This window comes from Thalassobellus sediminis (assembly GCF_044386045.1).
Classification (GTDB): Bacteria; Bacteroidota; Bacteroidia; order Flavobacteriales; family Flavobacteriaceae; genus Thalassobellus; species Thalassobellus sediminis.
This window is the reverse complement of sequence record NZ_JBISCD010000040.1, coordinates 1461249-1480241: the sequence shown is the minus strand read 5'-3', so window position 1 is coordinate 1480241 and position 18993 is coordinate 1461249. Positions and strand designations below refer to the sequence as shown.

At 31.4% G+C, this 18993-nt stretch carries 23 protein-coding genes; 1 reads left to right on the top strand and 22 read right to left on the bottom strand.

Annotation, left to right across the window (positions count from 1 at the left end; all coding sequences use genetic code 11):
* Nucleotides 1-147: 147 nt before the first annotated feature.
* Complete coding sequence (argS, locus tag ACH5TW_RS13065; protein WP_439336942.1) at nt 148-1932, bottom strand: arginine--tRNA ligase; 1785 nt, start codon at nt 1930-1932, stop codon at nt 148-150.
* A 446-nt stretch (nt 1933-2378) separates the two neighbouring features.
* Here argS and ACH5TW_RS13060 point away from each other — a divergent pair, with 446 nt between their 5' ends.
* Nucleotides 2379-4451, top strand: coding sequence for a tetratricopeptide repeat-containing sensor histidine kinase (locus ACH5TW_RS13060; RefSeq protein ID WP_439336941.1), 2073 nt, complete (start codon nt 2379-2381; stop codon nt 4449-4451).
* On the opposite strand, the gene ctlX is transcribed toward ACH5TW_RS13060, so the two are convergent.
* From ctlX to rplE, 21 genes are all read right to left on the bottom strand, one after another.
* Nucleotides 4448-5383, bottom strand: coding sequence for a citrulline utilization hydrolase CtlX (gene ctlX, locus ACH5TW_RS13055; protein WP_439336940.1), 936 nt, complete (start codon nt 5381-5383; stop codon nt 4448-4450). The two genes, ACH5TW_RS13060 and ctlX, sit on opposite strands and share 4 nt — an antisense overlap.
* A 4-nt stretch (nt 5384-5387) precedes the next feature.
* Nucleotides 5388-6302, bottom strand: coding sequence for a dimethylarginine dimethylaminohydrolase family protein (locus ACH5TW_RS13050; protein WP_439336939.1), 915 nt, complete (start codon nt 6300-6302; stop codon nt 5388-5390).
* 195 nt (nt 6303-6497) lie between these two features.
* Nucleotides 6498-7784, bottom strand: coding sequence for a citrate synthase (locus ACH5TW_RS13045; protein ID WP_439336938.1), 1287 nt, complete (start codon nt 7782-7784; stop codon nt 6498-6500).
* A 165-nt stretch (nt 7785-7949) separates the two neighbouring features.
* Nucleotides 7950-9242: a phosphopyruvate hydratase gene (gene eno / locus ACH5TW_RS13040; RefSeq protein WP_439336937.1), complete on the bottom strand. Its 1293-nt coding sequence runs from the start codon at nt 9240-9242 to the stop codon at nt 7950-7952.
* Nucleotides 9243-9397: 155 nt separating this feature from the next.
* Nucleotides 9398-10504: a glutamine-hydrolyzing carbamoyl-phosphate synthase small subunit gene (gene carA, locus ACH5TW_RS13035; protein WP_439336936.1), complete on the bottom strand. Its 1107-nt coding sequence runs from the start codon at nt 10502-10504 to the stop codon at nt 9398-9400.
* A gap of 89 nt (nt 10505-10593) precedes the next feature.
* Entirely contained in the window at nt 10594-11067 is a 474-nt protein-coding gene (rplQ, locus tag ACH5TW_RS13030) for a 50S ribosomal protein L17 (RefSeq protein ID WP_439336935.1), read from the bottom strand.
* A gap of 59 nt (nt 11068-11126) precedes the next feature.
* Nucleotides 11127-12119 carry a DNA-directed RNA polymerase subunit alpha gene (locus tag ACH5TW_RS13025; RefSeq protein ID WP_415863350.1) on the bottom strand — a complete coding sequence of 331 codons (993 nt, stop codon included), beginning with the start codon at nt 12117-12119 and terminating at the stop codon, nt 11127-11129.
* A gap of 96 nt (nt 12120-12215) precedes the next feature.
* Nucleotides 12216-12821, bottom strand: coding sequence for a 30S ribosomal protein S4 (gene rpsD / locus ACH5TW_RS13020; RefSeq protein ID WP_439336934.1), 606 nt, complete (start codon nt 12819-12821; stop codon nt 12216-12218).
* A gap of 172 nt (nt 12822-12993) precedes the next feature.
* The gene (rpsK, locus tag ACH5TW_RS13015; RefSeq protein ID WP_298339242.1) at nt 12994-13377 is read right to left on the bottom strand and encodes a 30S ribosomal protein S11; all 384 of its coding nucleotides are present in this window, start codon (nt 13375-13377) and stop codon (nt 12994-12996) included.
* Between the two features lie 97 nt (nt 13378-13474).
* Nucleotides 13475-13849: a 30S ribosomal protein S13 gene (gene rpsM, locus ACH5TW_RS13010; RefSeq protein ID WP_194766089.1), complete on the bottom strand. Its 375-nt coding sequence runs from the start codon at nt 13847-13849 to the stop codon at nt 13475-13477.
* Between the two features lie 2 nt (nt 13850-13851).
* On the bottom strand, nt 13852-13968 hold the full coding sequence (gene ykgO / locus ACH5TW_RS13005) for a type B 50S ribosomal protein L36 (protein WP_013305171.1): 117 nt from the start codon (nt 13966-13968) through the stop codon (nt 13852-13854).
* 4 nt (nt 13969-13972) lie between these two features.
* On the bottom strand, nt 13973-14188 hold the full coding sequence (infA, locus tag ACH5TW_RS13000; protein WP_007094967.1) for a translation initiation factor IF-1: 216 nt from the start codon (nt 14186-14188) through the stop codon (nt 13973-13975).
* Nucleotides 14189-14203: 15 nt separating this feature from the next.
* Nucleotides 14204-15562 (bottom strand): preprotein translocase subunit SecY, encoded by a 1359-nt coding sequence (secY, locus tag ACH5TW_RS12995; protein WP_439336933.1) that lies wholly within the window; start codon nt 15560-15562, stop codon nt 14204-14206.
* A 15-nt stretch (nt 15563-15577) separates the two neighbouring features.
* Complete coding sequence (rplO, locus tag ACH5TW_RS12990; protein ID WP_439336932.1) at nt 15578-16030, bottom strand: 50S ribosomal protein L15; 453 nt, start codon at nt 16028-16030, stop codon at nt 15578-15580.
* A 12-nt stretch (nt 16031-16042) separates the two neighbouring features.
* The gene (gene rpmD / locus ACH5TW_RS12985; RefSeq protein ID WP_439336931.1) at nt 16043-16225 is read right to left on the bottom strand and encodes a 50S ribosomal protein L30; all 183 of its coding nucleotides are present in this window, start codon (nt 16223-16225) and stop codon (nt 16043-16045) included.
* Nucleotides 16226-16236: 11 nt separating this feature from the next.
* Nucleotides 16237-16761: a 30S ribosomal protein S5 gene (gene rpsE / locus ACH5TW_RS12980; protein ID WP_439336930.1), complete on the bottom strand. Its 525-nt coding sequence runs from the start codon at nt 16759-16761 to the stop codon at nt 16237-16239.
* A 6-nt stretch (nt 16762-16767) separates the two neighbouring features.
* Nucleotides 16768-17124, bottom strand: coding sequence for a 50S ribosomal protein L18 (gene rplR, locus ACH5TW_RS12975; RefSeq protein ID WP_439336929.1), 357 nt, complete (start codon nt 17122-17124; stop codon nt 16768-16770).
* A 10-nt stretch (nt 17125-17134) separates the two neighbouring features.
* Nucleotides 17135-17677, bottom strand: a complete 543-nt coding sequence (gene rplF, locus ACH5TW_RS12970) for a 50S ribosomal protein L6 (RefSeq protein WP_439336928.1) — start codon at nt 17675-17677, stop codon at nt 17135-17137.
* A 17-nt stretch (nt 17678-17694) separates the two neighbouring features.
* Entirely contained in the window at nt 17695-18093 is a 399-nt protein-coding gene (gene rpsH / locus ACH5TW_RS12965) for a 30S ribosomal protein S8 (RefSeq protein WP_439336927.1), read from the bottom strand.
* Between the two features lie 74 nt (nt 18094-18167).
* Nucleotides 18168-18437, bottom strand: coding sequence for a 30S ribosomal protein S14 (gene rpsN / locus ACH5TW_RS12960; RefSeq protein ID WP_298239217.1), 270 nt, complete (start codon nt 18435-18437; stop codon nt 18168-18170).
* Between the two features lie 3 nt (nt 18438-18440).
* The gene (gene rplE, locus ACH5TW_RS12955; RefSeq protein ID WP_439336926.1) at nt 18441-18992 is read right to left on the bottom strand and encodes a 50S ribosomal protein L5; all 552 of its coding nucleotides are present in this window, start codon (nt 18990-18992) and stop codon (nt 18441-18443) included.
* Nucleotide 18993: the final 1 nt, after the last annotated feature.

Below are 18993 nucleotides of genomic sequence, written 5' to 3'. Positions count from 1 at the left end.
AGTTTGCCTGAAACTACAACTGAATATTTAAACTAAAAACACTATTTTAAACAACACCAATGATAGAATGAAGTTTATAAGTAAGCCTTATTTGGTAGTGATTTCTAATTTTCACTCCATCATAACTAGACGTTAAACGAACAAAACCTACATTCTTTCAGGAACTTGAATTCCTAAAACACTAAAAGCGTTTTTTATAGTATTTGCTACGGTATTTGAAAGCTGTATTCTAAGTAACTTTTCATTATCGGTATCAGCACCAAGAATCGACACATTTTGGTAAAAAGAATTAAATTCTTTTACTAAATCATATGTATAGTTTGCTACTAATGCTGGACTATGGTTCTCTGCAGCATTTTGTATAACCTCTGGAAACAATTGCAATTGCTTAATAAGTTCTTTCTCTTTAATATGTAAAGGCAAATCTTCAACAGTTTGTGCAACTGCTTCTTCTACATTTGCTTTACGTAAAATAGATTGAATTCGAGCATAAGTATATTGAATAAAAGGCCCTGTGTTTCCTTGAAAATCTATAGATTCTTTCGGGTCGAACAAAATACGTTTTTTAGGATCTACTTTTAATATATAATATTTTAAAGCACCTAAACCGATGATTTTATATAAGTCTTGCTTTTCTGCATCAGTATATCCATCAAGTTTTCCTAATTCTTCTGAAATCTCACCAGCAGTACCTGCCATTTCCTCAACTAAATCGTCTGCATCAACAACAGTACCTTCTCTACTTTTCATTTTTCCACTAGGCAAATCAACCATACCATAACTTAAATGATATAAATTTTCAGCCCATTCAAATCCTAATTTTTTCAGAATTAAAAACAATACTTGAAAATGATAATCTTGTTCGTTTCCAACCGTATAAACCATACCTCCAACATCTGGAAAATCTTTTATACGCTGTATAGCGGTACCAATATCTTGCGTCATATAAACGGCAGTACCATCGGCACGAAGTACTATTTTTTTATCAAGTCCGTCCTCAGTTAAATCACACCAAACAGAACCATCTTCTTCTTTTACAAAAACACCTTTTTTTAATCCTTCGGCAACAAATTCTTTTCCTAATAAATAGGTGTTACTTTCATAATATAAGGTATCAAAATCTACTCCCAAGTTTTTATAACTTTCAGCAAACCCGTCATAAACCCAACCGTTCATTTTTTTCCAAAGCGCTACCACTTCTTCATCACCTGCTTCCCATTTTAAAAGCATATTTTGCGCTTCTAATAATAATGGCGCATTCTTTTTAGCGTCTTCTTCTGTTTTACCTTCAGCAATTAAATCTTGAATTTCCTTTTTATATTCTTGATCGAACTTTACATAGTAATTACCTACTAACTTATCACCTTTTAAACCTGTACTTTCTGGAGTCTGTTCATTACCAAACTTTTCCCAAGCCAACATGCTTTTACAAATATGTATACCACGATCGTTTATAATTTGTGTTTTATAAACTTTTTTACCTGATGCTTTTAAAATTTCGGCAACACTATATCCTAAAAGATTATTTCTAACATGTCCTAAATGAAGTGGTTTGTTAGTATTAGGTGACGAATACTCAACCATGATGGCTTTCTCTTCGGCTGAAGGCGAAACAAAACCATAAGATTCTGTTTCTTTTATATTATTAAAAAAGTTTATATAATACGAATCACTTATTTCAATATTCAAAAAACCTTTAACAACGTTAAACGCTTTTACTTCTTCTACAAACTCAACTAAATAGTTACCAATGGTTTCTCCTATTTGTACGGGGTTCCCTTTTACAAAACGCAACATTGGAAAAATAACAACAGTAATATCTCCAGCAAATTCTTTTCGAGTTGCTTGAAATTCTACCGAATCTAATGTTATATTAAAACTTGTTAAAACAGCTTGTTTTACGTGGTTTGATAAGGTTTCTTGAAGACTCATTAATCTTTACTTTTTTAAGAGAGCAAAGATAAAACTTTTATTTATGCTTCATTATAAAAATTAATTTTAATAAGGCTATACCTTTAATAATTAATTTAATATCAAAACAATAAGAAATGACCTATAAAAAATATTTTAAAATTCAAAAAAACAGCGTGTATTTCATCGATAAAAGTGCTGTTTTCCTATGATTTTTACCGTTCATCTATTCGTCGATTTTTTGCAAAATTTAGACCTCTCCATTCATCTAATTTTTTGGTATTAAAACCTATAAATTAGATTTTAACAAGCCTTTTTACAACTTTTGCTAAGTAAAGCTATTTATATTTTTTTGTGTTTTATTAAAAACACTAATAATAAATTACAGTATAAAATAGAACTTTCTTTATTTCCCTCCAATAAAGACAAAATAATTTTGTTTGAAATATTGTAATACTAATAATTGTATGAGGAAAATAATTACTTTAATTATTGCATGTTTATCTATATTCTTTGGTTTTTCTCAAACTAAGGAAATAGATAGTATTTCCATACAATTAGCCTTTCAAAATCAAGATTCTACAAAGGTAGAAACATCTTTAAAATTAATTAAATCGCTATACGAAATTAAAGAATACGACAAAGCATTAAAATATATTGTTCAAAGTGAAAAACTTTCTTCAAGCCTAAACTACAACAAAGGTATTGCCGAAATAACGTATTACAAAGCCTTAATTTATGCTGCAAAAGATGATTACATTAATGCTAGTAGTGGCTACAACAAAGCCAAAGAGTTATTTATTCAATTAAATGACACCCTAGGAGTTGCTAACGTAAATAATAGTATTGGATTAATAGAAATTAAACGTGGTAATTATACTAAAGGAATAAAGCACTTATTATCTGCCATTAAAGAATTAGAAAACAGACGTCTTAAAAACACACTTGCTTTAGCTTATAGTAATCTTGCCAAAGCTTTTTATGAAATTAAGGACTTCGACCAAGCTATAGATTATAATTTAAAAGCTTTAGAAATTCAAGAACAACTGAATGACACCTTAGAAATTAGTCATACAAATAATCAACTAGCTGAATTATATTCCATTAAAAAAGAACACAGAAAAGCTATTGAATATTATGAAAAAGTTATAGAAGGTAATATTGGCGGTAATGATTCTATTCGTGCCCAAATATTCCCTAAACTTGGTGGAGAATATCTAAAGTTTAACGATTATGAAAAAGCCTCCAAATACTTGATTGAAGGCTATACACTAAATACACGCTTTAAAGATGAAGCTAATTTATTAATTGTATTAAACAATCTTGGAGATTTAAACTTACAACAAAGCAGATTAATTTTGGCTGAAAGACAATTACTTCAAGCTGGAGCTATTGCTGAAAAAATTGATAATAAAACAGAATTATTAAAGCATTACAAATTAATGAAAGCTTTAGATTCTACTAAACGTAAATTTGACAGAGCCTTTATTTGGCAACGTAAATATTATGATTTAAAAAACAGTCTTAACAAAAACTCTACTGTCACAATAGACACAAAAACAAAAGTATCTAATGAGTTAGAATTAGATTCTAATTTTAATAAAGAAGAATTAATCCAACCTAAAGAAAAAGTAGTTAAAGTTGAAGATCAAGAATTCTTTAATAAATATAAACTTATATTTTATGGATTAATAGCAGCATTAGCTATTGTTTCAATCTTCTTAGTTCTTATCTATTTAAAAAGAAACAATAATATAAAATACACCCAAGAGTTAGAAGAAAAAAACATTAAAATTGAATTACAAAATGAAGCATTTTTAGAACAAACTAAGCACCTAGAAAATGTTAATAATGTAAAAGACAAATTATTCTCTATTGTATCCCACGATTTAAAAGACTCTCTTTCCTCTATTAATGGCTTTATAGATTTACTTAGAGAAGGTTCTTTAACGAGAGAAGAATTTGACAACTTAATTCCTGAATTAAGTGAAAACGCTAATAATGCTTCATTATTGTTATTCAATTTACTAAACTGGTCTAAGTCGCAAATGCAATCATTAGAACCTAAACCAACTTTATTTGATATTCAAGAAGTTTTTGAAGACAAGGTAAAACTTATTGAACAACGTATGGAAAGCAAAGGCATTGAATTAATAGATCATTCACTTCGCGATTTTGCTTACGGCGATAGAAGTATGTTTGAAATTGTTGTTCAAAACTTACTTGCCAATGCTTTAAAATTCTGTAAAGATGGAGATACGATTACTATTGCAAACCACATTAGTAACGGCAGCTGTATTGTAAGTATTGCTGATACTGGAGTTGGCATTTCTAAAGAGAACATTGATAAGTTGTTTAAAAACAATAGCTCTTTTACTACCATAGGTACTAACAACGAAAAAGGTACAGGTTTAGGGTTATCAATTTGTAAAGAATTAATAGAGCTTAATAATGGTAAAATTTGGGTAGAAAGCACTCAAGGCATAGGAAGTACATTTTATGTGCAACTACCAAAATCTAGACCTAATGGAGACCGCTAAGCTTTAGGTAAAAACACTTCTGCCATCATACATCTTGCACTACCTCCACCACAAATTTCAATAGTATTTAAAGAACTAGAAAGTATAGCAGTATGTTTTTCTAATTTTTGTATTTGAGAAGCTGTTAATGATTCATAAGCAGATTGACTCATTATTAAAAATAACTCATCATTAGTCCCTCTCACCTGCAACATATTACCAGCAAAATTATTAACCTGATCTTCTGTTATATCAATAATTTCTTTTCCGTCTTCTTTTAAATGTTTAATTACATTTTTACGTTCTTTCTTATCATCAATACTACTTAAACACACAACTGCAAAGGTTTCACCTAAACACATCATAACATTAGTATGGTAGATTGCTTTACGCGTATTATCTACAGTTTGATTTGCTGAAAAAACAACAGGAAAATATTCAAAATCTTCACAAAACTCAATGAATAAATCTTCATCTGCACGAGGCGATAATGCACAATATGCTTTACGATTTACTCTATCCAATAAAAGGCTTCCTGTTCCTTCTAAAAAAACATGTTCTTCTTCAGCACTTGTGTAATCTATAATATCATTTATTAAAAACCCTGCTTCTTCTAATTTTAAAAGAATATCTTCTCGACGCTCGAAACGTCTATTTTCTGCAAACATAGGATACAAACCAATAGTTCCATTTTCATGAAACGACACCCAGTTATTAGGAAAAATAGAATCGGGAGTATCAAACTCAATAGTATCATCAACCACAACCACATTAACACCTATCCCTATAAGCTTTTCTACATAAGTATCAAATTCTTGTTGTGTTTTTGCATTAACAGCAGCTGGTAACAAACCTGTTAATTCCTTTTGGTAATAATTATTAACCGCAGTTTGCTCATTCATCCTAAAATTAATAGGACGAATCATTAATATAGTATTTGTAGTTTGTTGCATATTTTTAATCTCTAATTAACGGCATCGTTGTACAACGTAATAAGCCTTCTTGTTTTGAAATTTCAGTATAAGACACTTTTTCAACCGTAAACCCTTGTTGTTCTAGCCAAGTATTTAAACGCATAAAACTTTTATCTGATATAATAACATCTTCAGAAATAGAAAAAACATTACTATTCATATTATACATTTCGTTTTTATCTATTTCGAACACGTTTTCTTTTCCAAAAAAACTAACTAACCATTGATATTCACTTTCAACCAAAAACCCGTTTTTATGGATAATAGCTTTATCTTTTCCTATTGGTTGAAAACAGCAATCTAAATGTAGTGCATTTTCTTTAGCATTGGTATTAGACTTTCTAAGCTCAAATGATTTAACAATTTTATGAGGAAACAATTCTTGTATAGCAATAACCGCATCCATATTTGTGCGAGCAGTTATTAAATCTGGATAATCATCACCTGAATAAGTCCCAACAAAAATATAATCGTTCCAAGGCATTACGTCGCCTCCTTCAATATGGCACTCTTCAGGTAAAACAATACGATTAGTTTCACTTACTTGATCCCAAATATACTTGATGGCTTCAACTTCTTCTTCTCTATTAGGCAATATATTAGACCGTAACATCTTATCTTCAATGACAAAAGCAATGTCTCTAGAAAATATTTGATTGCAATTTTCTATAACTTCTGGTCTTAAAACAGTAACGTCATATTTTTTAAAAACAGCAGCTACAGCTTCTAATTCAAGAATCATGTCTTCTTCTTTAGGGTAAGTACCTGCCAATACATGTTCAATACTTTTAGGGTCATAACAGTCTTCTACTTTAGGTGTAGAACCATTACTTATTGCAGTTCCTAAAACAACCGTACGTAACCTAGAGGTTTCGTTATTTACATTTAATTTAAGCATGCACAAACCTAAAAAATATATTTCGTTTTGCTTAAACAATTAACAATATAATTTACATTTAACTAAGAATATCCTATTTAAAAACCAAAAAACGACTAAATATTAAATTAAAATCATTTCAAAGAACATAACACAAACAAAAAAAGCTTCATAATAATAATTATGAAGCTTTTAATATATAATTTATAAAAATATTTATCTTTCATCAATTGGCACAAAAGATCTTTCAGTTGCTCCAATATATAATTGCCTTGGTCTTCCAATTGGCTCTTTACGTAAACGCATCTCACGCCACTGAGCTATCCAACCTGGCAAACGTCCTAAAGCAAACATAACAGTAAACATATCTGTTGGTATACCCATACCTCTGTAAATGATACCTGAATAAAAATCAACATTAGGATACAATTTTCTATCAACAAAGTATTGGTCTTCTAAAGCTTCTTTTTCAAGACCTTTAGCAATATCTAAAATAGGATCTTCAATACCTAAATCACCTAAAACTTCATCTGCAGCTACTTTTATTATTTTAGCTCTTGGATCGAAATTTTTATAAACACGGTGTCCAAAGCCCATTAAACGAAAAGGGTCTTCCTTATCTTTAGCTTTAGCCATATATTTTTTAGTATCTCCTCCATCTTCCTTAATAGCTTCTAACATTTCTAAAACGGCTTGGTTTGCACCACCATGAAGTGGTCCCCAAAGAGCAGAAATACCAGCAGAAATAGATGCAAATAACCCTGCATGTGATGACCCAACGATTCTTACTGTTGAGGTAGAACAATTTTGCTCATGATCTGCATGTAGAATTAAAAGTTTATCTAAGGCGTCTACTAAAATTTTATTTTGATTATAATCTCCATTAGGTTTTCTAAACATCATCTTTAAAATGTTTTCAACATAACCTAAAGAATTATCACCGTAATCAAGAGGTAAACCTTCTTTCTTGCGGAAGGTCCAAGCTACCAAAACAGGAAATTTTCCTAATAATCGAACTACCGATTTATACATATCTTCCTCTGAATCTACATTAACTGAAGACGGATTAAAAGCTGTTAAAGCACTTGTTAAAGAGGAAATAACACCCATTGGATGCGCTGACTTAGGAAAGGCATCTAGTATCTTTTTTACATCTTCATCTACAATAGATTGAGCTTTAATATCTGCATGAAACTTATCATTTTGCTCTTTTGTAGGAAGTTCTCCAAAAATTAAAAGATAAGCGACTTCTAAAAAATCAGCTTTTTCAGCTAATTCTTCAATAGAATACCCTCTATATCTTAAAATCCCCTTTTCTCCATCTAAAAAAGTAATAGCACTTTCACAAGAACCTGTATTTTTATAACCAGGATCTAAAGTAATAACGCCACCACTAGCAGCTCTAAATGTTTTAAAATCTATTGCAACTTCATTTTCGGTTCCTGTGACTAAAGGAAACTCATGTTTCTTTCCATTGATTTCTATAGAAGCATTATTTGACATATTTTAAATAAATTTATTATGTTTAGTGGGTCGCTAATTTACGAAATAAGTGTTGATTTAAGAAACAGATTCGCAAAGGTTTTAATTATTAACATATCATTAATATTGATGCAAAAAAAAAGCGATTATTAAAAATAATAACCGCTTTCTTAAAAAATAATTTTCTTATTTTATTTTAAATGCTTTTTCTTGTGGAAAATAAGCAACTTCTCCTAACTCTTCTTCAATACGAAGTAGTTGGTTATATTTTGCCATACGGTCACTACGTGATGCAGAACCTGTTTTTATTTGACCACAGTTTAAAGCTACTGCTAAATCGGCTATAGTATTATCTTCTGTTTCTCCAGAACGGTGAGACATTACTGAAGTATAACCAGCATTTTTAGCCATGTTTACAGCTGCAATAGTTTCTGTTAAAGAACCAATTTGGTTTACTTTAATTAAAATTGAATTAGCAATACCTTCTTCAATTCCTCTAGATAAACGCTCAACATTAGTTACAAATAAATCATCACCAACTAATTGTACTTTATCTCCAACTAATTCAGTTAAATATTTCCAACCTTCCCAGTCGTTTTCATCCATTCCATCTTCAATAGAAATGATTGGGTATTTCGCAACTAATTCAGCTAAATATTCAGCTTGTTCTTTAGATGTTCTTATAACACCAGCATCTCCTTCAAATTTCTTGTAATCGTATTTTCCATCAACAAAAAACTCAGCAGAAGCACAATCTAAAGCTATTTTAACTTCGTCTCCAAATTTATAACCTGCATTCTCAACTGCTTTTGCTATAGTATCTAGAGCATCTTCAGTACCTCCAGCTAAGTTTGGTGCAAAACCACCTTCATCTCCTACTGCAGTACTTAAATCTCTATCATGAAGAACCTTTTTTAGGTTATGAAAAATCTCAGAACCCATTTTCATTGCATCTGTAAAAGTTTTTGCTTTAACAGGCATAATCATGAACTCTTGAAACGCTATTGGCGCATCACTGTGAGATCCTCCATTAATAATATTCATCATTGGTAATGGAAGCGTGTTAGCAGATACACCACCTACATAACGATATAATGGTAAACCTAACTCTCCTGCTGCTGCTTTAGCAACTGCTAAAGAAACACCTAAAATAGCGTTGGCTCCTAATTTTGATTTGTTTGGTGTTCCATCTAAATCAATCATTATTTGATCGATTGCATTTTGTTCAAAAACAGATACACCCAATAATTCTTGAGCAATAATTGAATTTACATTCTCAACTGCTTTTAAAACACCTTTACCCATATAATCACTTCCACCGTCTCTTAATTCGACAGCTTCATGCTCTCCTGTTGATGCTCCTGATGGTACAGCAGCTCTACCTAATACATCATTTTCTGTTACAACATCTACTTCAACAGTAGGATTTCCTCTAGAATCAAATATTTGTCTAGCGTGAATATTAATTATTACACTCATAATTTGTTTATTTTAATCTTAATTATTACTTCAAATTTACGGTTATTTCTTATTTATTTTCGGATGTTTTTAAATAAATATTGAAAAACACGTCTATAACGTTTTAGTAAAGAAAATCCTCAAAAAACAATGATTTTTTTGAGGATTTACAAGTATTACTTATTTTTTATATTTTCTATAAACTGATCGAAAAGATAAGATGAATCATGTGGTCCAGGACTCGCTTCTGGATGATACTGTACCGAAAAACAATTTTTATTTTTCATAGCTAAACCAGCTACAGTATTATCATTTAGATGCACATGCGTTATTTCTAAATCTTTATTAGCTTCAGCTTCTTCTCTATTCACAGCAAAACCATGATTTTGAGATGTAACTTCACCTTTACCTGTAATCATATTTTTTACAGGATGATTAATACCTCTATGTCCATTATGCATTTTATAAGTAGAAATGCCATTTGCACGAGCTATAACTTGATGACCAAGACAAATACCAAACAGAGGTAAATCTCTTTTTATAATTTCTTTAGCAACTTCTTGAGCTTCTACTAAAGGTTCTGGATCTCCAGGTCCATTTGATAAGAAATACCCATCTGGGTTAAAAGCTTCTAAATCTTCGAATTTAGAATTATATGGAAACACTTTTATGTAAGCATCTCTTTCTGCTATATTTCTAAGAATGTTCTTTTTAATACCAATATCTAAAGCAGCTACTTTATAAGTAGCATTTTCATTACCAAAATAATAAGGTTCTTTTGTTGATACTTTTGAAGCCAACTCTAAACCTTCCATATTTGGAACTTCGGCTAATTGTTTCTTCAATCCTTCAATATTATCAACATCTGTAGATATAACGGCATTCATAGCACCGTGATCTCTAATATAACTTACTAAAGCTCTAGTATCTACGTCAGATATTGCTAATAGGTTATTTTTATCTAAGAAATCTTCTAGAGAGCCATCAGCAGCATCTCTTGAATATTCATAGCTAAAGTTTTTCACTATAAGACCAGCAATTTTAATAGAATCTGATTCTATTTCATCTACATTGGTTCCATAATTACCAATATGTGCATTGGTTGCTACCATTAGTTGTCCATAATAAGATGGATCTGTAAAAATCTCTTGGTATCCAGTCATACCGGTATTAAAGCATACTTCTCCAAAAGAAGTTCCTTGTTTATTACCTACTGCCTTACCGTAAAAAATAGTACCATCGGCTAATAATATGATGGCTTTTTGTTTCTTTTGATATTTCATCTATTCGCTAAAAAAGTTTTACAAAATTGCACAAAAAAAAGGATAAACTAAAATAGTTTATCCTTTATATTTTAAATGCTTATTAACATTTATTCTTCTTCGTTTGATGCTTTAGTTTCTACAACAGGAGCAGCAGCTGGTTTAGAACCACCTCTTCTACTTCTTCTTGTAGTTTTCTTAGCTTTCTTATCTGCATTGTAAATTTCATTATAATCTACAAGTTCGATCATAGCCATATCAGCATTATCACCTAAACGATTACCAAGTTTAATAATTCTTGTATAACCTCCTGGTCTATCAGCAATCTTTGGAGCTACATCTCTAAACAACTCTGTTACAGCATCTTTTTGTCTTAATTTTGCCATAACAATACGTCTGTTATGTGTTGTATCTGCTTTTGATTTAGTAATCATTGGCTCAACAAATTGTTTTAATGCTTTAGCTTTAGCAACGGTTGTATTAATACGTTTGTGTTCTATTAAAGAACAAGCCATATTAGCTAACATTGCTTTTCTGTGAGCAGTTTGTCTGCCTAAGTGATTTACTTTTTTTCCGTGTCTCATGACATTTGTTTTATCATCTTGCTACTAAACTCGATTAGCGAGGAGCAAAATATGATTAATTAATCTTTATCTAATTTATATTTGCTTAAATCCATTCCGAAGTTTAAACCTTTAACATTTACAAGCTCTTCAAGCTCAGTTAAAGACTTCTTACCGAAGTTTCTGAATTTCATTAAATCATTTTTATTGAATGATACTAAGTCGCCTAAAGTATCAACTTCTGCAGCTTTTAAACAGTTAAGTGCACGAACAGATAAATCCATATCGATTAACTTAGTTTTAAGCAACTGTCTCATGTGAAGTGATTCTTCATCATAAGTTTCAGTTTGTGCTATTTCATCAGCTTCTAAAGTGATACGCTCATCAGAGAATAACATGAAGTGGTGAATTAATGTTTTAGCTCCTTCTGTTAATGCATCTTGAGGTGTAATTGATCCATCAGTAATGATTTCAAAAACTAATTTTTCATAATCAGTTTTTTGTTCAACACGATAGTTTTCAATACTATACTTAACATTTTTTATAGGCGTGTAAATTGAATCTGTAAAGATTGTTCCAATTGGAGCAGAAGCTTTTTTGTTTTCTTCTGCAGGAACATATCCTCTACCTTTTTCAATAGTAATTTCCATATTAAAATTCACTTTAGGATCTAAGTTACAGATAACTAATTCTGTATTTAATACTTGGAATCCTGAAATAAATTTTTGAAAATCTCCAGCTGTAATTTGTTCTTGACCTGAAATTGAAATAGAAATTGATTCGTTATCAATATCTTCAATTTGTCTTTTAAAACGAGCTTGTTTTAAGTTTAAGATGATTTCTGTTACATCTTCAACAACTCCTGCAATTGCAGAAAACTCATGGTCTACACCTTCTATTCTAACCGATGTAATTGCAAATCCTTCTAATGAAGATAATAAAACTCTTCTTAAAGCATTTCCAACTGTTAAACCATAACCTGGTTCTAACGGTCTGAATTCGAATTTCCCTTCATAATCGGTAGAATCAATCATGATTACCTTATCGGGCTTTTGAAAATTAAATACTGCCATATTGTTCTTCGTTTTAATTGTTATTTGGTTGCGCGGTATAAAAGTTTGAAGAAGTACTTATAAACCCTTTGGCCAAATACCAATGTTAATAATTTATTATTTAGAGTATAATTCGACGATGAATTGTTCGTTAATGTTTTCAGGAATTTGAAGTCTTGCAGGTACAGAAACATAAGTTCCTTGTTTTGTATCTGAGTTCCAAGTAATCCATTCGAAAACTTGACTTGAATTTGAAAGTGATCTTTCAATAGCTTCAAGTGATTTAGATTTTTCTCTAACAGCAACAACATCACCTGCTTTTAACGAATAAGAAGGTATGTTTACCAACTCACCATTTACAGTAATATGTCTGTGAGAAACTAATTGTCTAGCACCGCTTCTAGTAGGAGCAATTCCCATTCTAAAAACTACGTTATCTAATCTAGACTCACAAAGTTGTAAAAGAACTTCACCGGTAATACCTTGTGCAGCTCTTGCTTTTTTAAATAAACCTCTAAATTGTCTTTCTAAAATACCGTAAGTATATTTAGCTTTTTGCTTCTCCATTAACTGAATTGCATATTCAGATTTTTTTCCACGACGTCTAGCGTTTCCGTGTTGACCTGGAGGGTAATTTCTTTTTTCAAAAGATTTATCTTCTCCAAAAATAGCTTCGCCAAATTTACGTGCTATTTTAGTTTTAGGACCAGTATATCTTGCCATTTTAAATTGTTTTTAAGAGTGATTATGAATTAAGGTCTTAATCTTATCCTTCGATAATCGTTGATCTCTTGTTGATACTTGTTAATTATTTTTTCAGTTTGCAAATTTACATATAAAAAAGTTAATACCAACTGTATATTGAGTTGATATTAACTTTTAATATTTATGTAGATTATACTCTTCTACGTTTTGGAGGACGACATCCATTATGAGGTAATGGAGTAACGTCAATAATTTCTGTCACTTCAATTCCTGCATTATGAATAGAACGAATAGCAGATTCTCTACCATTACCTGGTCCTTTAACGTAAACTTTTACTTTCTTTAAACCAGCTTCTTGAGCTACAGCAGCAGCATCTTCAGCAGCTAATTGAGCAGCATAAGGTGTGTTTTTCTTAGAACCTCTAAACCCCATTTTACCAGCAGAAGACCATGAAATAACGTCTCCTTTTTTGTTGGTAAGTGAAATTATGATGTTATTGAAAGAAGCTGTTACATGTGCTTCTCCAACAGCATCTACAATAACTTTACGTTTTTTTGTGCTTGTTTTTGCCATATTATTTTAGTTTCTAGTTGTTAGTTGTTAGTATTAGAATCCTAAACTTTTACATTTCAAACAGATTCAATCCAACTACTAAATACTAATGACTTAATTATTTAGTTGCTTTCTTTTTGTTAGCAACAGTTTTTCTTCTACCTTTTCTAGTTCTAGAGTTGTTCTTAGTACGTTGTCCTCTTAAAGGAAGACCCGATCTATGACGAATACCTCTGTAACACCCAATATCCATTAAACGTTTAATGTTTAATTGAGTTTCAGAACGTAATTCACCTTCGATTGTAAAAGTTCCAACAGCTTCACGAATACCACTAATTTGGTCATCGGTCCAATCTTGAACTTTTGTACTTTCATCAACTTTAGCCTCAGCTAAAATTTCTTTTGCTCTACTTCTACCTATTCCATAGATATAAGTTAAAGAGATCACTCCTCTTTTGTTTTTTGGTATGTCTACACCTGCAATTCTTGCCATAATTACCCTTGTCTTTGTTTAAATCTAGGATTCTTCTTGTTTATCACGTAAAGTCTACCTTTTCTACGCACGATTTTACAATCTGCACTTCTTTTTTTAACTGATGCTCTTACTTTCATCGTATTAGTATCTATAAGTTATTCGAGCCTTCGTTAAATCGTAAGGACTCATTTCTAATTTAACTTTATCTCCTGGTAAAAGCTTAATGTAATGCATACGCATTTTACCTGAGATATGTGCTGTCACAATGTGACCATTTTCTAATTCAACACGAAACATTGCATTTGATAATGCTTCTATTATGGTTCCGTCTTGCTCTATTGCTGCTTGTTTTGCCATAGTATAATAATATTATTAAGCTACTGCTTTTCTATTTTTACCAGTTTTCATCAAGCCATCATAGTGTCTATTTAGCAAATAAGAATTCACTTGCTGCATAGTATCTATAGCTACTCCAACTAAAATTATTAATGAAGTACCACCAAAAAATAACGCCCAACCTTGTTGAACCCCCATAAGATTAACTATAAATGCTGGGAACACAGCAATAAGTGCTAAAAATATAGAACCCGGTAAAGTAATTTGAGACATTATTTTATCTAGATATTCTGAAGTTTCAGAACCTGGACGAATTCCAGGAATAAAACCACCACTACGTTTTAAATCATCTGCCATTTTATTTGTTGGCACTGTAATCGCAGTATAAAAATATGTAAATACAATTATTAATAAAGCGAAAGTAATATTATATGCCATTCCGAAAATATCAGAATAATTTGTTTGTAACCATGCTCCAAAAGTAGAATCTTTTAAAAATGAAGATCCTCCAATCCAACTTGGTACAAACATAATTGCTTGAGCAAATATAATAGGCATAACTCCAGAAGCATTAAGCTTTAATGGAATATATTGTCTAGAACCAGCCATAGCACTTTTTTCGTAACCACCTGAAGCGGTTCTTCTTGCATATTGAACAGCTATTTTTCTAACTGCCATTATAAGTAATATAGCAGCCAAAATAATAACAAACCAAACTACAAGCTCTATTAAAATCATCATCAATCCTCCATTACCACCACCTTCAATTCTAGAAGCGTAATTTTGAACAAAAGATGCAGGCATACGTGCTATAATACCAACCATAATTAATAATGAAATACCGTTACCAATACCTTTATCTGTTATTTTTTCACCTAACCACATTGCAAAAATACAACCAGTTACTAAAATAACTACAGATGAAAAATAAAAAGTAAAACCAGTACCTAATAAAAATGCTGAAGATGGTATACCAAAGGCAGGTTGCAAACTAGCTAAATATCCTGGCGCTTGAAATAAACATATCAAAATAGTTAACCAACGTGTAATTTGATTAATTTTCTTTTGACCACTTGCTCCTTCTTTTTGTAGTTTTTGTAAATAAGGAATTGCTATCCCCATTAATTGTACAACAATAGAAGCCGAAATGTATGGCATAATACCCAGAGCAAATACTGAAGCATTTGCAAATGCTCCACCTGTAAAGGCATTAAGTAAACCTAATAATCCTCCATCAGCTTTATCGGCTAATCCTCCTAATTGAGCAGCATCAATACCTGGTAAAACAACTTGTGCACCAAAACGATAAACTAATAACAGACTCAAAGTTACTATGATTCTGTTTCTTAGTTCTTCTATTTTCCAAACATTTTTAAGCGATTCTATAAATTTCATACTTATATATAAGTCTTATAAAGTTACAACTTCTCCTCCTGCAGCTTCAATAGCAGCTTTTGCTGAAGCAGTAAACTTATGAGCAGATACTTTTAATTTTGCTTTTAATTCTCCTCTACCTAATATTTTAACTAGATCATTTTTTCCAGCTAAACGGTTTGCGAATAATAAATCAAAATCTACTGTATCTTTAATTTTCTTATCGTCAACCAATTGTTGTAAAGTATCTAAATTGATACCTTGATATTCAACGCGGTTAATATTAGTAAAACCAAATTTAGGAACACGTCTTTGAAGAGGCATTTGACCACCTTCAAATCCTAATTTCTTAGAATAACCAGAACGAGACTTAGCACCTTTGTGACCACGAGTTGCAGTACCACCTTTACCAGAGCCTTGACCTCTACCTATTCTTTTTCCTTGATTTTTTACTGAACCTTCTGCAGGTTTTAAATTACTTAAATCCATTTTTCAGTTATATTATTTTGTTTCTTCAACAGAAACTAAATGTGAAACTTTAGCAACCATACCAAGTATATTTGGTGTAGCTTCATGCTCTTTTACTTGACCAATCTTTTTAAGACCAAGAGCTTCTAAAGTTCTTTTTTGTCTTAGTGGGCGATTGATTGCGCTTTTAACTTTTGTTACTTTAATTTTTGCCATCTCTGTCTTTATTAAGCGTTAAAAACTTGTTCAAGTGAAATACCTCTATCTTTAGCAATAGCATTCGCATCTCTTAATTGTAATAAAGCATCAAAAGTAGCTTTTACAACATTATGAGGATTTGAAGACCCTTGCGACTTAGATAATACATCGTGTACTCCAACTGCTTCAAGTACTGTTCTTACAGCACCACCAGCAATAACTCCTGTACCAGGAGCTGCAGGAATAATATTTACTCTTGCACCACCGTATTTACCTTTCTGTTCGTGTGGTAACGTTCCTTTAATAATAGGAATTCTAACAAGGTTTTTCTTAGCATCTTCAACAGCTTTTGCAATTGCACTAGCAACGTCTTTAGATTTACCTAAACCTTGTCCTACAACACCAGCTTCATCACCAACCACAACGATTGCTGAAAAACCAAATGCTCTACCACCTTTAGTTACCTTAGTAACTCTTTGTACACCAACTAAACGATCTTTAAGATCTAATCCACCTGGTTTTACTAACTCTGCACTTTTATATTTTTGAAACATAATTTCTTAGAATTTAAGTCCTGCCTCTCTGGCTCCTTCAGCTAATGATTTTACTCTTCCGTGATATAAATATCCTCCTCTATCAAAAGCGATAGTTTCAATACCTGCCTTTAAAGCTTTTTCAGCAACAGCTTTCCCTACTAGAGTAGCTACTTCTGATTTATTTGCTTTAGCAGAACTAATATCTTTATCTCTTGAAGATGCAGCACTGATAGTTTTACCAGATACATCATCAATTATTTGAGCATAAATTTCTTTATTACTTCTATAAACAGCTAATCTAGGTCTTGCTTCTGTACCAGAAACAACCTTACGGATTCTGTTTTTTATTCTTAATCTTCTTTGATTCTTTGTTAATGCCATAACTAATTTTTTAAGCTGATTTACCTGCTTTTCTTCTTATTTCTTCACCAACAAACTTAACACCTTTTCCTTTGTAAGGTTCTGGTCTTCTAAAACCACGAATTTTTGCAGCAACTTGACCAACAAGTTGTTTATCAAATGATGTTAATTTCACTATTGGATTCTTCCCTTTTTCTGAAATAGTCTCCACTTTTACTTCTGGAGCTACATTTAAAATAATATTATGAGAAAATCCTAAGGCTAAATCTAATTTTTGACCTTGGTTTGAGGCTCTATAACCTACACCAACCAATTCTAATTCTTTAGTCCATCCTTTAGATACACCTTCAATCATATTATGCATTAAAGATCTATATAAACCATGTTTAGCTTTTTGATCTTTAGAATCAGAAGAACGAGTAACCCAAACGCTACCATCTTCAACTTTTATTTCAATAGAATCGTAATTTTGTGTTAACTCTCCTAATTTTCCTTTTACAGTAACAACGTTATCTTTAACGTCTACTGTTACACCTTCTGGAATGGCTACTGGATTATTTCCTATTCTTGACATTTCTTCCTGGCTTTAAATTAGTGAACGTAACATAAAATTTCTCCACCTACATTATCTCTTTTAGCTTGTTTACCTGTCATTACTCCGTGAGAAGTAGAGACAATAGCAATACCAAGACCATTAAGAATTCTAGGTAATTCATTAGCACCAGCATACTTACGTAAACCTGGAGTACTAATTCTTTGAAGTTTTTTAATTACTGGTTCTTTTGTTTCTTTGTTGTACTTAAGAGCAATTTTAATTGTTCCTTGTACTGTTGAATCATCAAACTTGTAACTTAAAATATATCCTTGTTCGAATAATATTTTAGTAATGTCTTTTTTCAAATTAGATGCAGGTATCTCAACCACTCTGTGGTTAGCACGCACTGCATTTCTAATTCTCGTAAGATAATCCGCGATTGGATCTGTATACATATTTATTAATTTGCGGTAGTGGTTTTCAAAAAACTCTTTTTCTTGAACCTAAAACCAATTTATAATCTTTTTTATTACCAACTTGCTTTTCTAACACCTGGTATTAAACCTTGGTTAGCCATTTCTCTGAAAGTTACACGAGATATACCAAAAGTTCTCATATATCCTTTAGGTCTTCCAGTTAATTTACATCTATTATGCATGCGAATTGGAGAAGCGTTTTTTGGTAACTTTTGTAATGCTTCATAATCTCCAGCTTCTTTTAAAGCTTTACGTTTTTCGGCATACTTTGCTACTGTTTTAGCTCTTTTTACCTCACGGGCTTTCATTGATTCTTTAGCCATAACTTAGTTCTTTTGAAAAGGTAATCCTAATTCGGTTAATAATGATTTTGCTTCTTTATCAGTATCTGCGGTTGTTACAAATGTAATATCCATTCCTGAGATTTTATTAACTTTATCAATATTAATCTCTGGGAATATAATTTGTTCAGTAACTCCTAAATTGTAGTTACCACGACCATCAAATCCTGTAGCTTTTATTCCGTTAAAATCTCTTACACGTGGAAGTGCAGAAGTAACTAAACGATCTAAAAACTCATACATTCTTTCTCCACGTAAAGTAACTTTTGCGCCGATTGGCATTCCTTTACGTAATTTGAAAGTTGCAACATCCTTTTTAGATAATGTAGAAATCGCTTTTTGTCCAGATATTGTAGTTAATTCTTCTACAGCGTAGTCAATTAACTTTTTGTCTGCAACGGCAGCTCCAACACCTTTAGATATTACTATCTTAGTAAGTTTAGGAACTTGCATTACATTTTTATATCCAAATTCGTCTGTAAGAGCTGCAATTACTTTGCTTTTATACTCTTCTTTAAGTCTAGGTGAATATGCCATA